General features: G+C 43.9%; 16 protein-coding genes. 9 read left to right on the top strand and 7 right to left on the bottom strand.

Going from position 1 to position 14,535, the window contains the following annotated elements; translation table 11 throughout:
• Position 1: 1 nt before the first annotated feature.
• The 4 genes from B3014_RS03915 to purM are packed head-to-tail and all read right to left on the bottom strand — an operon-like array spanning position 2 to position 3,018.
• Positions 2-607: an NUDIX domain-containing protein gene (locus tag B3014_RS03915; protein ID WP_289244778.1), complete on the bottom strand. Its 606-nt coding sequence runs from the start codon at positions 605-607 to the stop codon at positions 2-4.
• Entirely contained in the window at positions 600-1,364 is a 765-nt protein-coding gene (locus B3014_RS03910) for a DUF3108 domain-containing protein (RefSeq protein ID WP_289244779.1), read from the bottom strand. The genes B3014_RS03915 and B3014_RS03910 overlap by 8 nt, the downstream gene beginning before the upstream one ends.
• Positions 1,365-1,366: 2 nt before the next feature.
• Complete coding sequence (gene purN / locus B3014_RS03905) at positions 1,367-1,957, bottom strand: phosphoribosylglycinamide formyltransferase (RefSeq protein ID WP_289286914.1); 591 nt, start codon at positions 1,955-1,957, stop codon at positions 1,367-1,369.
• A gap of 5 nt (positions 1,958-1,962) precedes the next feature.
• Positions 1,963-3,018: a phosphoribosylformylglycinamidine cyclo-ligase gene (purM, locus tag B3014_RS03900; RefSeq protein WP_286304471.1), complete on the bottom strand. Its 1,056-nt coding sequence runs from the start codon at positions 3,016-3,018 to the stop codon at positions 1,963-1,965.
• Positions 3,019-3,077: 59 nt separating this feature from the next.
• Here purM and B3014_RS03895 point away from each other — a divergent pair, with 59 nt between their 5' ends.
• The 9 genes from B3014_RS03895 to B3014_RS03855 all read left to right on the top strand — a co-directional run bounded on the left by B3014_RS03895 (position 3,078) and on the right by B3014_RS03855 (position 12,696).
• A complete protein-coding gene (locus B3014_RS03895) occupies positions 3,078-4,139 on the top strand; it encodes a DUF2066 domain-containing protein (protein WP_289244781.1) in 1,062 nt (353 codons plus the stop codon).
• On the top strand, positions 4,136-4,690 hold the full coding sequence (locus tag B3014_RS03890) for a CDP-alcohol phosphatidyltransferase family protein (RefSeq protein ID WP_289244782.1): 555 nt from the start codon (positions 4,136-4,138) through the stop codon (positions 4,688-4,690). Before B3014_RS03895 ends, B3014_RS03890 begins: the two co-directional genes overlap by 4 nt.
• Positions 4,666-5,736, top strand: a complete 1,071-nt coding sequence (locus B3014_RS03885) for an AI-2E family transporter (RefSeq protein WP_286304474.1) — start codon at positions 4,666-4,668, stop codon at positions 5,734-5,736. The genes B3014_RS03890 and B3014_RS03885 overlap by 25 nt, the downstream gene beginning before the upstream one ends.
• 15 nt (positions 5,737-5,751) lie before the next feature.
• Positions 5,752-6,456 carry a DnaA regulatory inactivator Hda gene (gene hda, locus B3014_RS03880; protein WP_286304475.1) on the top strand — a complete coding sequence of 235 codons (705 nt, stop codon included), beginning with the start codon at positions 5,752-5,754 and terminating at the stop codon, positions 6,454-6,456.
• Complete coding sequence (locus B3014_RS03875) at positions 6,449-7,381, top strand: hypothetical protein (protein ID WP_289244783.1); 933 nt, start codon at positions 6,449-6,451, stop codon at positions 7,379-7,381. Before hda ends, B3014_RS03875 begins: the two co-directional genes overlap by 8 nt.
• The gene (gene recJ, locus B3014_RS03870; RefSeq protein WP_289244784.1) at positions 7,378-9,132 is read left to right on the top strand and encodes a single-stranded-DNA-specific exonuclease RecJ; all 1,755 of its coding nucleotides are present in this window, start codon (positions 7,378-7,380) and stop codon (positions 9,130-9,132) included. The genes B3014_RS03875 and recJ overlap by 4 nt, the downstream gene beginning before the upstream one ends.
• A gap of 27 nt (positions 9,133-9,159) precedes the next feature.
• Positions 9,160-10,158 (top strand): 2-hydroxyacid dehydrogenase, encoded by a 999-nt coding sequence (locus B3014_RS03865; RefSeq protein ID WP_289244785.1) that lies wholly within the window; start codon positions 9,160-9,162, stop codon positions 10,156-10,158.
• Complete coding sequence (gene dinG / locus B3014_RS03860) at positions 10,155-12,242, top strand: ATP-dependent DNA helicase DinG (RefSeq protein ID WP_289244786.1); 2,088 nt, start codon at positions 10,155-10,157, stop codon at positions 12,240-12,242. The genes B3014_RS03865 and dinG overlap by 4 nt, the downstream gene beginning before the upstream one ends.
• A 163-nt stretch (positions 12,243-12,405) precedes the next feature.
• Positions 12,406-12,696 carry a hypothetical protein gene (locus B3014_RS03855; RefSeq protein ID WP_289244787.1) on the top strand — a complete coding sequence of 97 codons (291 nt, stop codon included), beginning with the start codon at positions 12,406-12,408 and terminating at the stop codon, positions 12,694-12,696.
• 53 nt (positions 12,697-12,749) lie between these two features.
• Here the strand turns inward: B3014_RS03855 and B3014_RS03850 are convergent, their stop codons facing one another.
• From B3014_RS03850 to B3014_RS03840, 3 genes are read right to left on the bottom strand one after another with little or no spacing between them, the layout of a single operon-like run.
• Entirely contained in the window at positions 12,750-13,031 is a 282-nt protein-coding gene (locus B3014_RS03850) for a peptidylprolyl isomerase (protein ID WP_286304482.1), read from the bottom strand.
• Between the two features lie 41 nt (positions 13,032-13,072).
• Entirely contained in the window at positions 13,073-13,759 is a 687-nt protein-coding gene (locus tag B3014_RS03845) for a type 1 glutamine amidotransferase domain-containing protein (RefSeq protein WP_286304483.1), read from the bottom strand.
• A 24-nt stretch (positions 13,760-13,783) separates the two neighbouring features.
• Positions 13,784-14,464, bottom strand: coding sequence for an SAM-dependent methyltransferase (locus B3014_RS03840; RefSeq protein ID WP_289244788.1), 681 nt, complete (start codon positions 14,462-14,464; stop codon positions 13,784-13,786).
• Between the last annotated feature and the right edge of the window lie 71 nt (positions 14,465-14,535).

The following is a 14,535-nucleotide window of genomic DNA, read 5'->3' as shown; positions in this document are numbered from 1 at the left end:
ATCAGGTCCATTGTTCTCGCAGTGATTCACGATGAATTTTTAACCATTGAATAGCGATGATAGGTATCGCAGACTGAATACGGCCAGTTTCAACCAGCTTATAAGCCTCCTCGAATTTCACAACGCTAACCGCAATATCCTCATCCTCTTCGGCAAGACCATGAACGCCACCCACCTCAGAGGTGTCTACTTTGCCACAGAATAAGGTCAGACATTCTGATGTACCACCGGGAGAGGTATAGAAAGCATTAATTTTCATCAGCTCCATCACTTCACAGCCAGCTTCTTCATGAGCTTCTCGGATAGCGACATCTTCTGGTGTTTCATTTTCTTCAACTGCACCAGCGACAATCTCAAGTAACCAGGCATCTTCCTGCTGTTTTGTCAGAATGGCTCCGGCGCGGAACTGTTCAATAATCACCACTTCATCACGATAAGGATCATAAAGCAGCACTGCAACACAGTCGCCCCGATGGAAAACTTCTCGATCAACAACCTGGCTCCAACCACCATGATAAAGCGTATGTTGGAGTGTGTATTTCTTTACGCTAAAAAAGCCTTTGTATACGGTTTTCTGATTGAGTACTTTAAACGACTTTTTAGTCATGTGAGTCTATTGTGGATGTGTTGTTGTGATGGATAAATGCCTGCTCATAGTCCATGCCCTTGAGTCGGCGAAGGACAGCAGTGAAAGTTGTCCCATCTTCTATGTGTTCAAGTTTTACAGGTAAATATGCAAGGGAAGGGGCACACCAGAGTGTGGTTTCACGTTCATTGTCCTTGTCACGATGGCGCGTGAGCTTTACGGCATCAATTTCACCCATGGGAGTTTTGATGCGTTCCTCACCCAATATGCGTATTTGATAGGTTTTCAGTTTGCCACCATCAGCAATACGATAAGTAATTTGATCACCTTTATGTTTGATTAAATCGCGCATCAAGCTGATTTGGTAGACCAGTTTATCAAGTGTGTTAGGTTCGATATCCAATTGCCACGGATGTTCTCTATCATCAATCTGGGCTGTCATATCCAGCCAGTTAAATTTCATTTCCAGCCGTTTTTCTTTTTTACCACCTGTTCGAAGGTAGCGATAAAATTGTGGTTGTACCACGTTGTCTTTTAATCTCCACAAACTGGTTTCTTCAATAATGTCCGGTTTGAAGAAGGAAAATACGCCTTTGGCCTGCGAGACAGAAGTAAAGTGTCTGAGACCCGTCTGGTCAGTTTCAAGGGTACGCTTTAATTCTCCCGCTTGAATCCCATTTAATTTGACGGCGTAATTAGCTGAAAAGTCAGGTATATCTGCCGCCAAAGACACTTCTGAGGCAATGAGCAGCAAAAAAACACTGAACAATGTACGCATGATTAGTCCTGTTTAGAGTTCACCAGTTTTTGTATGGCAGCAGGATAGAGCTGATGTTCCTGCTCGAGCACTCTTGCGGCAAGACTTTCAGCAGAATCATCAGCCAGGATATTCACTTTTGCCTGCATAATCACGGGCCCATCGTCCAGTTCAGCTGTAACGAAATGAACACTGGCGCCATGTTCTTTTTCGCCAGCATCAATAGCACGCTGATGTGTATTCAGTCCTTTGAACTTGGGTAGCAGGGAGGGGTGAATATTAATCAATTTATTGCGATAGTGTTCAACAAATCCTGAGGTGAGAATACGCATAAACCCAGCTAAAATGACAAAGTCAGGTTTATAGTCATCAATCCGTTCAGCTAAAGCTTTATCAAAACTGTCTCTGTCTGAAAAGGTTTTGTGATCGACCACTGCCGTGGCGATAGACTGAGCTTTAGCATAGTCAAGCCCCGCAGCATCAGGACGGTTGCTGATGACCGCACTGACGGTCGCATCGATCTGTTGAGCATCAATGGCTTCAATTATCGAGCGCATATTGCTACCGCGGCCGGAGATTAAAATCACCAGCCGCGTTTTGTTTTCGTTGCTCATCATCGTTATTGGATATCGACTATTTCGTCAGCTGCATTGGCTGTTTCAATTTGACCGATTAAACTTGCTTGTTCGCCAGCACTATTCAGTACGGCTAAAGCTTCAGATACATCATTCTCTGCAACCACGATTACCATACCTATCCCGTTGTTAAATGTGCGATACATTTCTTTATCAGTGACATTGCCATTGTCTTGAAGCCAATCAAATACAGCAGGACGTTGCCAGCTGCCAGAGTCAATGACGGCTTTCACACCTTCAGGGAGAACACGTGGAATATTCTCCAGCAGGCCGCCACCAGTGATGTGTGATAAAGCATGAATACTGACTTTCTCGTTAAGCTGTAAAAGTGATTTAACGTAGATTTTGGTAGGGGCCAATAACTTCTCCCCCAAAGTAGCACCATCAAATTCAGTTTTTAATGATTGACCGCTACGTTCAAGAATTTTACGGATGAGTGAGTAACCATTTGAATGAGGGCCTGATGCAGCAAGACCTATTAACTTATCACCAGCGGCCACTTTTGAGCCATCTATGACCGCTTCTTTTTCCACTACACCTACACAGAAACCCGCAAGATCATAATCACCTTCTTCATACATGCTTGGCATTTCAGCGGTTTCACCACCTACTAAGGCAGCACCTGCTTGCAGACAGCCTTCTGCAATGCCTGATACGACAGATTCGGCTATGTCTACGTCTAGTTTGCCGGTGGCATAATAATCGAGAAAGAATAAAGGCTCGGCACCTAATACAGCGATATCATTCACACACATAGCGACTAAGTCGATACCGATAGTGTTGTGGATACCAGACTCAATCGCCAAGCGTAATTTAGTGCCGACACCATCCGTACCGGAAACTAAAACAGGCTGTTTGTATTTATCGACGGGTAGTTCAAAAAGACTGCCGAAACCACCTAAACCTGCCATGACGCCAGGTCGACGGGTTTTTGCTGCGTGGGGTTTAATGCGATCGACTAAGGCGTTACCAGCTTCGATATCAACGCCAGCATCACGATAACTAAGAGAGGTGCGAGAAGAGTCCACACTGTCGGTCATAATGTATTCCTGAAAATGTTGTGCATCACATGCTTAAAACAGCGTGTTAGAATACCACAATGCACCGATTATTTTATGCCCTTATTTTGTTGTTTTTCAGTTTCAGTAGCCATGCTGCTGAGGTGAATGATCTTTATCAGGCAACCGCTCCTGTCTCCACGCAACAACAAAAGGAACGCGACGAACTCGCACCGGAATTACTTAAGCAAGTCCTCATCAAAGTCGTCGGAAATCAATCTAAAGTTAACGAAGCTAATATTGCTCCAGTATTGGCCAATGCACAGCAGCTCGTAGAACGCTATGAATACATACGCAATAATATTGAAGCAGCGGATTTAACTCAGCCGGATCAGCTTTCATTGCGATTGAGTTTTGATAAAAATGCCGTTAATGATGTTATTCAAGAGCTCGGTTTGCCACGCTGGGGGAAAGTCAGACCTGACGTACTGGTATGGTTGGTCACCGATATTGAGGGTGAGCAAACCTTACAGGGTTTAGAAAATATTCCACAGTTTATCTTCAAATCTTTACAACAGGCAGCACAAGCGCGTGGATTGCCCATTCTTATGCCATTGATGGATTTGCAGGATCAATCTGCTCTGAGTGTTGAGGACATCTCGTCTATGAATGATGAGGCTATTCGAGCTGCCTCTGAACGTTACAGAGCGGATGAAATTCTGATTATCAATATGTCGGTTAGTAACGATACTGCAAAAATCATCTGGCAATCGGGTACTGATGAGTCGTCTCAACGCTGGCGCTCTGAAGGTTTAGTGGATGCTTCAATTACTAGAGGCTTAGGTGTGTTGGTGGATACACTAGCGACAGAATATGCCCAACATAGTTTGCCTACTAATACCGGCAACACCTTCTCCATGCAGATTGATGAGGTAAATAATTACGGCGACTTTTCAAAAGTCATGGCTTACCTGAATCAAATCGATAGCATAGAAAATATTCGTGTTAACAATCTTGGCGACAATATTCTCGACTTAGATATCCGTTACAGTGGTGATCCAGACGTATTGAACCGCATTCTGTCTGTTGGCGGACTGTTAACTGAGCTGACGTCAGCAGAGCAGGCCACGACAGATAAAAAATATTATCGGTTAACCCCTTGAGCTTACGTGACATTCCTAATCTGATGTCAATATTACGAATTTTACTGGTGATTCCCGTGGTATGGGCACTGGTAGATGAACGTTATGCGCTAGCATTGATTTTATCTGCTGTTGCGGGTATTTCAGATGGTATTGATGGGTTTCTGGCAAAACATTTTCACTGGCAGTCTCGATTAGGTTCTATTTTAGACCCAATAGCGGACAAACTCCTTTTAGTGGCAAGCTTTGCCACATTAGCCTGGATGGATCTGCTGCCATTGTGGCTGTTATGGTTGGTGTTGGCTCGTGACGTGATTATCGTTTCTGGTGGCTTGGCATATCACTACTTCATCGGTGAGTTTGAATTGCTGCCCGTGTGGAGCAGTAAGATCAATACCGCTTTGCAAATCATATTGGTGTTATTGGTCATTATTTCGCAACAGTGGTTTGCTGAACTAACACTGCTTATCAGCATTGGCGTGTGGGCCGTGGTAGTGAGTGTGATTTTTAGCGGTCTTGAATATATTCTTACTTGGGGAAATAAGGCATGGAAGCAGAAAGCAAACCATTAATGAGTGATGCCAACAAATTTTTGTTAGTGGTGTTGTTCATTATCGCAGGTTGGTTACTCTTTGAACTTTCTCCTGTGTTGATGCCCTTTTTTATTGCGACACTTTTTGCCTATCTGGGGGATCCCCTGGTAGATAAATTAGAAAGTTGGAAATTATCCAGAACCATGTCTGTCAGCCTGGTGTTTGCTGCTATTTTTATTGTCGTGGCCTTAATGTTGTTGGTGATGCTGCCTCTATTAAGTGCTCAGATAGCAAAATTGTTTACTAACCTGCCTGATTATTTAACTCAGACGCAAAGGCTCATCGAACCATGGTTGAACTCTGTGGGTTTACCTACCGATGTATTCAATTTCCAAACGGTGAAGCAGGCGCTCAGTCAATATTGGTCTGAAGTTGGGCAGGTCGCGGGAGGTATTTTTAGCTATATGACTCGCTCTGGTATGGTGTTGGTTCAGTGGCTGGGTAATTTAGTACTAATTCCTGTGCTCACTTTTTATCTCTTACGTGACTGGGACATTTTAGTAGCTAGGTTCAGAGAGTTACTACCACGACGTTATGCTGAGACCTTTATTGAGATGTCATTACAATGTGATGATATGTTAGCCGGCTTTATGCGCGGCCAACTTATGGTGATGTTTTCACTTGCGGTGATATACACGCTGGGTCTTACTCTCATCGGTTTGGAGTTAGCTTTATTGCTTGGTGTGATTGCCGGTCTGGTGAGCTTCGTGCCATATCTAGGGCTGATTGTCGGAATTTTATTGGCGGGTTTGGCCGCATTTTTTCAATTTGGTGAATGGTTACCAGTATTGCAAGTGGCTATTGTGTTTGCTGTTGCACAGGCGATAGAGGGCATGGTGCTGACCCCACGCTTTGTTGGTGAACGTATCGGTTTGCATCCTGTGGCTGTGATCTTTGCTGTGTTGGCCGGTGGTCAGTTGTTTGGTTTTACCGGTGTCTTACTCGCTTTACCCGCAGCAGCTGTGGCGATGGTGTTATTACGGTATGCACATCAACGCTATATTGATAGCCATTTATATTCCTAAGTCTTAGTCGAGTTTATGTCATTAGCTGAAACACAATTAACGCTACGCTTGTCTCCACAGGAGATTTACAGGCTAGATAACTTCTTGTTTGCCAAGCAAGAAACCAAACATGCCTTGCAGACGTTTTGTCAGCTAGAAGAGCTGGATTTCTTATACCTGGCAGGTGAAAGTGGTACGGGGAAAACGCATCTGTTGATTGCTTGTGCAGAGTCCGTTCAGCAAATGGGAAAAAGGGTGATATATCTGTCCCTATCTGAGCTGGTGAAGACGGCAGAGCCTGCTGCCTTGCAGGCTATTGAGCAGGCTGATCTACTCTGCTTGGATGATGTTGATGCTATCGCTGGTTTGCCTGAGTGGGAAGAGGCGGTTTTCCATTGTTTTAATCGATTACATGATGCGAAAGGGCATTTGTTAGTGTCTGCACAACAGACGCCAGCGAATAGTTCAATTGACTTACCGGATTTGCGCTCGAGATTAGCGACAGGGCTTGTGTATCAACTGGTAATGATGACAGATGAACAAAAACAGCAGGCGCTTATTTTACAGGCACAATCTCGTGGGTTAATGCTGACAACGGATGTTGCCCAATATTTACTGCGTCATTATGGGCGTGATATGCCCGCTCTTATGGCGGTTTTACAAGAGTTAGATAAAGCATCATTACAAGCAAAACGGAAGCTGACTATTCCATTTATTCGACAAGTTTTGGCGAATGGCTAGGCAAACACTGACGTTAATTCTTACTGAATTCTCGGCCATTGTCGCCAATCCAATAAATCAATCTCTTTTACCTCAGTCGTTAAGAAAACTGATAAAAAGAGGCCAATTTATCGCGTCTGAAGATAAATTGATGCAGCTCTTAATAGCATTGTTTTCAAAAGAAACAATGCGTTGTGATGACTTTCCAATGGCCAGCTTAAGAGGTGGAACAGCGTTCAGTCTCTGTGTGGATCCATGTTATTTGCAAGCTGATAGAGATCAGCTGTTATTATTTCATCGAGGCTTAACGCTTAAGCCAGCTGAAGCTGAGCAACTTATTGATACTATTGCATATCTCTTTGATGATTTAGGTGGGTCTCTGACTATGCATTCCCCCAATCAATGGTTACTGACAATGCCTATCAAGCCAGATGTTGAATTTATGGGGCTTGATAGGGTCGATCATCATGCGGTGGCTGAGTTTTTACCTAGGGGCGCTGATGCTGGATTATGGATCCGTTTATGGAATGAGATTCAGATGGCGCTATTTGATTGTCCGGTGAATCAGACTAGAGAAGCTGAAGGCAAAGTGCCGGTCAATAGTGTCTGGTTCTGGGGGAAGGGTGCCATGCCTACTGAGTGGCATGCTTGGTCACATGTGTCTGGTCAGCATGAAATACTGGCGTCTTTGAGTGACCATAGTGGTTCGACATGGCGAGATGATATTCATGATTTTTCTGATATTCAGGCAAATCAGGCGCTTCATCTCGTGAACTTTGATTCAGATAAAGATTGGGCTTCGCAATTGGAAGCACTTGATAAAAATTGGTTTACGCCTATCTATAAAGCATTGAAACGTTTTCAACTGGATAGCATCAATATTATTATTCCGGGCTGGGGACATTACCAGTTAACCTCTGCAGCTGTATGGAAAATCTGGTTATGAGTGTATTGCCTGACATTGTTGCGCGGTCTCATGATGGCTGGGAAAAGCTCCCTGAGACATGGCCAGACAGTTTACGAAAAATCATGGCCGCACGCGGGATTACTGATGTGGAGCAGTTATATTTTGAACTGGCTGACTTACCTAGGCCAGAACAACTGCTTGGTATGCAGGCGGCGGTTGAATTATTAGCAACGGCATTAAAAGAGCAATGGAAAGTCACGATTGTGGCTGACTTTGATAGTGACGGTGCTACTAGCTGTGCTTTGGCGATACGTGGTTTACAGTCAATGGGCTTGAAACAGGTTCATTATATTGTCCCTAATCGTTTTATCCATGGTTACGGTCTGACACCGGCTTTACTTGATGATATTCCAGAGCTTGAACAGCCTGACTTACTTGTCACTGTGGACAATGGCATTGCATCCATATCAGGGGTAAGAGCGGCGCATCAACGTGGTATGAAAGTGTTGGTGACTGATCATCATCTTGCCGGTGAGGCCTTACCAGAAGCCGATGCCATTGTGAATCCAAATCAAGCAGATGATCCATTTCCCTATAAAAACCTGGCTGGTGTGGGTGTCTGTTTCTATGTCTTACTGGGACTAAGGCAGTATTTACGAAAAGTTGGCTGGTTTGAAGAAGTGTCTTTGCCTGAACCCAAAGTGGGAGATTGGCTCGATTTGGTTGCCTTGGGGACGGTAGCCGATGTGGTACCTCTGGATAAATTAAATCGTACCTTGGTCAATCATGGGTTGCAGCGGATTCGGCGGGGGAGAGGCTGTACTGGAATACAAGCACTGATTCAAATCGCCGGCCGTGAAAGAGAAAAACTGGTCTCTTCAGATTTAGGATTTAGTATAGCGCCCAGATTGAACGCGGCTGGTCGTATGGAAGATATGGGCCTCGGCATTAATTTACTGCTAACAGAGAATAATCAGCAGGCACTGAATATCGCCACACAGCTGGACAGTATTAATCTGGAAAGACGCGCTGTTGAACAAACAATGCAAGTCGATGCATTGAAGATGCTGGAACAGATTGATATTGAAGAAAATACCTTAAGGACCGGCTATTGCTTATTTGATGAAGACTGGCATCAAGGGGTGATTGGTCTTTTAGCCTCTCGTATTAAAGAAAAAACCTATCGTCCGGTGATTGCTTTCGCCCCTGGGAATGACGATGAGGTCAAAGGATCGGCTCGTTCTATTCCTGGCATACATATTCGAGATGTCTTAGCTCGCGTAGCAGCAAAACATCCTGAACTGTTAGAGCGCTTTGGTGGACACGCCATGGCAGCAGGTTTAACAATAAAAAAAGGGGATTTAGCCCGGTTTAATCAGGCTTTTGAATCTACACTCAATGAAATGGTGTCATCCGAGACATATTTGCAGCAGTTACCTTCAGATGGTGAACTAAGTGAAGCAGACTGCCAATTATCTTTTGCTGAGTTATTAACAGAAGCCGCACCCTGGGGACAGGGATTTGAAGAGCCCAGATTTCATGGCGTGTTTAAAGTAAGTCATTTTCGTCTGGTAGGGCAGCAGCAGAACCATCTAAGATTGCAACTTGAGATGAATGGGTACAGGCAAATCAATGCCATGGCATTTGGTCAGGATAAACCGAGCTGGTTAGCTGAAAACAGTTTAGTATTAGTCCGTTATAAAATAGCTGTGAACGAATTTCGTGGCCAAAAATCCTTGCAGTTCCTGGTTGATGAATTAATGCCAGCGAATACAGATACACATAACTGACCATCAGTCATATCAGGTAGATAAGCCATGTCCACTCATCAAATTGCTGTGTTTAGTGCCAAGTCATACGATGAACGCTTTTTATTAAAAGCGACTGTGCCTACGCTTGAGTTTATCTGTCATGAAGTCACACTCAATCCATCAACCGCGGTGATGGCACAAGGTTATGAGATTGTCAGTGCCTTTGTGAATGATGATTTAAGCCGGGAAACCCTTCATATCTTAGCGGCAGGTGGCACACGACTAATTGCTTTGCGCTGTGCTGGTTATAATCAGGTCGATCTTATAGCTGCGAAAGAATTAGGGGTGAGTGTGGTCAACGTTCCTGCCTACTCACCTTACGCAGTTGCTGAACATACTATTGCACTGATGCTGTCATTGAGCCGGAAAATTCCCCGTGCCTATAACCGTGTGCGTGATGGTAATTTCTCTCTGGATGGTTTGCTCGGCTTTGATTTTTACCAGAAAAAAGTTGGGATCATTGGCGGTGGCAAAATTGGTTTATTAGTCGCAGAGAGGATGAGGGCATTTGGTTGTGAGGTGATGGTTTATGAACCTATTAATTCGCAACACTGTATTAAACAAGGCTTCCAAACGTCCGATTTAACGACACTTGTGAAACAATCAGATATTATCAGCCTGCATTGTCCGTTAACCAGTGACACTCGCTACATGATTAATCATGACAGCATTGCCAATATGAAAGCGGGTGTCATGTTAATTAACACCAGTCGCGGTGCGCTAATGGATACCCGGGCTGTGTTAGATGGGCTGAAATCTCAACAAATTGGCTATCTTGGTATTGATGTGTATGAACAAGAAGGTAGCTTGTTTTTTGAAGACCATTCACTGGATATTATTCAGGATGATTTGTTTCAACGCTTGTTAACCTTTCCAAACGTGTTAGTGACTGGGCATCAAGGCTATTTTACGCAGGAAGCAGTTCAACATATTGCCGAAACGACAGTGACGAATGTGTTGGCTTATCTCAACGGTGAACGTTTACAAAATAGAGTAGGCGTGTGACGGCAGTAACAACACTATTCGAGCGCATCGAAACAACGATGCCTGATTTTAAGGCGCGTCCACAACAGGTACAAATGAGCGAGTTTATTGCTCAGGCCATGTTAAAACCACCTCAAAAGCGAATTGCTGTTGTTGAGGCACCGACTGGTGTAGGTAAAACACTGGCTTATCTGTCCGGCACCATACAAACCGCATTGTTACAAAAGAAAACGCTGGTCATTAGTACGGCGACAGTTAACTTACAACAACAGCTTATCCAAAAGGATTTACCGCGGTTTTCTGCCGCACTGGAGGAGCCTATACGCTTTGTGCAGGTAAAAGGTCGTCGTCGTTACGTCTGTCCAAGTAAATTAAGTCAAACTGCTACAACTCCTGAACAACAATCCCTCAATATCGATGTAGATGAAAAGTATCAGCAGGTGCTTCATCTCGCCCAGGCGAAACAGTTGATGAGCGAGTGGGAGAATGAAAGCTGGGATGGCGATCGAGATAGCCGTCGCGATAAAATTGATGCAGATCTGTGGCAGCAGATATCAACAGACTCAGAAGGATGTGCCGGAAAAAGCTGTTCCTTTTATATGCGTTGTCCCTACTATAAATTACGTCGTGAAATGACGGCTGCTCAGGTTATCGTGGCAAACCATGATTTAATTTTAAGCGATGCCGATCTGGGTGGCGGACTGGTATTGCCAAACCCTGAAGAAATCCTGTTTGTATTTGATGAAGCCCATAACTTGCCACGAAAAGCGTTGGATCATGCCGCCAAAGCATTAAATTTTATTCAGCTTTATCAAACTACTGAAACAGCAGACAGTGTGCTGAAAAAAATTCCATCCGCTTTAGCTTATCGACAACATGATTTTGGTTATATGCTGTCAGAATTACGACGGGACTTACCGGCAGTCATCAGCCATCTGCAACAGATTGAGACGATTTTGCACAGTGATGGCGTCGTGCAGGATTTATTAGAAAAGCATATCAGTGAGTCGCGTATTTTCTGGAATAGTCCCTTGGTGAATGCCTTATTAATACCGTGTCAGGGTTTATTGCAGCGAGCCAATTCCATATACAAACATTACTCGGTATTAGCAAAATGGATTAAAGAGGGACTGGAAAAAACACAGTTGTCCAATAAAGTGGGTGAGGCCTTATTACCACAAGTGGGCACCGTCCAGAATATATTCGGTTACCTGATTGATTTTATGGCTTTATTTCTCGAGCCAGATCAGGAGGACCGCCCGCCTAATGTGCGTTGGCTTTCGGTGGAATCGTTTTCTAAACAGCAAACCTTGGTCATCCATGCTGGCCCGATGACCGCTGCCTACTTTCTTGATCGAAGTTTATGGTCACGTTCCTATGGTGTGGTGCTGACCTCAGCGACTTTACGGGGTATGGGCTTGTTCCACCGTTTTAGACTTGATTGCGGTTTGCATCGCTTTGATGAACAGCATTTTCTAGCTGTGCCATCGCCGTTTAACTATCAAAAACAGGCGACCTTGCGTATTCCTGATATGCGCTTTCAGCCAAATGAACAACAGCAGCAATGGCAACAAGAAGTCGTCAGAAAGTTGACCGATATTATAGACACTAAAGAGGCAACTCTGGTGCTGTTTACCTCAAAACTTGTCATGGAAGCGGTATACAGACAATGTCCAGCAGCGATTACAGCCATCACCATGGTGCAGGGTGATAGCTTGTCACCTAAAAACATCGTGCATCGGCATATTCGTCAGATCGAATCAGGTAAAGGCAGTATTATTTTTGGTTTGGATCGGTTTGCAGAAGGTGTGGACCTCCCCGGTCATTTATGCACGCATGTGATCATCACTAAACTGCCATTTCCTGTATTTACCAGACCTATAGAACAGGCGAAACAAGAGTGGATAATCCGTAAAGGGGGCCAGCCTTTCACTGCGCTGTCATTGCCAGCTGTGAGCGTAAAACTCATTCAGGCATGTGGCAGGTTACTGAGAAAGGAAACCGATTCGGGAAGAATTACTATTCTTGATAAACGTTTATTAACAAAGGGTTATGGTAAAAAACTGCTTGCCCATTTACCTGATTATCAACTTGAGCAGTCATAACTTCCCATTGAGCAGGAAGCGCTTCCTAAATCAAAAGGATTTTCTGTCATGGTGATTGGGAGGTTCTACTGCATCTATTCCATCCTCAATATTCTATTCTATTTCTCAAGCTAGATAGTCCAAGAACAACTGAATTTTATTTAACCTGAGGAAGGAATCTGAAATGAAAAAAACAACTCTTGTTGCTTTAACTACATTGAGCCTTGTCGTAGCACCTGCGTTTGCTGATATTGAAAACAGAACATTTTCTGAGCAATTACAGTTACAAAAAACACAGCTACGCCCACATGCTTTCAACTTTTTCTCAGACCGTTATATGCAAGTGCAAGCAAAAAAACAGCCTGTTGTATTGAGCTTTAAAGAGCAGTTGGATAGCCAAAAAACGCTACTTCGTAAACAACAGTTTAATCCTATCAGTGATGCTTATTTACAGACGCACGCTCGTCAATCATAAGCACGTTTCAGATTGAAATAAAAAACCCGGCGAAAGCCGGGTTTTTTTATGCCTTATTCAGTACGGCTGGTGACTTCTAGTAAGTGATAACCAAACTGAGTTTTGACAGGGCCTTGTACAGTTTTGACTGGAGCAGAAAAAACAACTTTATCAAACTCTGGCACCATCATTCCGGGACCAAATTCCCCTAAGTCTCCACCTGAGCGACCAGAAGGGCATGAAGAGTGTTCTTTAGCAATATCAGCAAAATCGGCACCTTGTTCGATTTCACGTTTAAGTTCTAAACAGATTTCTTCACTATCAACTAGGATATGTCTTGCTGTTGCTTTTGCCATGTTATCTCTCTAATTTGTGATAAAAGCCGCATTATATCAGTTTAGGCAAATTTACGGAGGCGACTCAGTAAGGCTTGAGCTGTGACTTCTGATGATTGTGGGTTTTGTCCAGTGATTAATAAACCATCCTCACAGCAGAACGGAGCCCAGTCATCAGCTTTATGGTAGTAGCCACCAGCGTCTTTTAATTCATCCTCAAGTAAAAATGGAACAACATCGGAAAGGCCCACAGCATCTTCTTCTGAATTTGAAAACCCAGTGACTGACAGGTTTTTAACCAGGGGTTCTTCGGTGAGTGTTTTTACATTGAGTAACACGGCTGGTGCATGGCAGACTGCGGCCACTGGTTTATCTTGAAAGATGAATTGCTGAATGAGTTCAATCGATTTCTCAGAGACAGTCAGATCCCATAAAGGACCATGGCCTCCTGGATAAAACACCGCATCATAATCATCTGCCTGAACACTCTCTAAGACCAGAGTATTGGCGAGTGCTGCTTGAGCTTCTTTATCTTGCTTGAAGCGTGTTGTTGATTCTGTCTGTGCGTCTGGATCGTCACTTTTGGGATCCAGTGGGGGCTGGCCACCCTTTGGGCTGGCAAGCGTGATGTCAACGCCAGCATCTTTGAAGACATAATAAGGAGAGGCAAACTCCTCTAACCAGAAACCGGTTTTTTTACCTGTATCACCTAAGGTATCGTGAGATGTCAAAATCATTAAAATTCGCATGTGTCTCCCTTTTTGTATGTTGTCTTATGGGGCTGTATTGACCACTAACATTTGTGTGGCGCCTTTTTGAAACTGGTAGTCGACTCTCTGTTGTTTTACCTCGTGCCCTTGTCGACTTAATTCTTTTACTATTAAGCCTAGATGAGGTGAGGGTGTATTGTCCAACCCAACAAGAGGGTAGACTCTGACTTGGCTGGCAACTCGACAAAGTTCATGCATCGAATCGAGATGAAATTGAGCATCGAAATGTTCACTATATAAAAACAAAAAATGTGAGCATAGCGCCAAGTCGAACTGCTTATTTGCAAAAGGTAATTCTGGTAGTTGAGCAGAAATGTAAAAGGGAGATGATGCCGGCAGGGCATAGTCATCTAAAAACAGTTGCATCGATCGCATTCTCTGCTGATACAAGGCCTCGGGATTAGCGAAAGCTGTCCAGAAAAAATCATCTTGATGCGCTTTTACCTGACCGATAACTTCCTCTGCCACCACATTAATACGTGTTTTAATCTCCTCAGCAGTAAACTCATAGAGGGGATCCACAGACGTGACTCTTGCACCTTGCTTTCTTGCTTCAGTATTAAAACTGGCTGGTCCGTCAGCACACGCCAATATAGACGATTGCAACTCACTTTCGTGAAGTAGAAACATGTCTTGATATTCCTGCAGACTGCGTCCCCAAGGCACGGTAGTATTCAGTTGCATATGAAATTGTAAATATCGATTGTGACTTTCAAGTTAGTAATAACCACTATGGGGTCCTAGGGATTTTGCCT

The sequence above is a fragment of the Methylophaga sp. UBA678 genome (assembly GCF_002299105.1).
Lineage (GTDB): Bacteria > Pseudomonadota > Gammaproteobacteria > Nitrosococcales > Methylophagaceae > Methylophaga > Methylophaga marina.
Note: the sequence above shows the minus strand (reverse complement) of the source record. Positions and strands in the feature narration are given on the sequence as shown.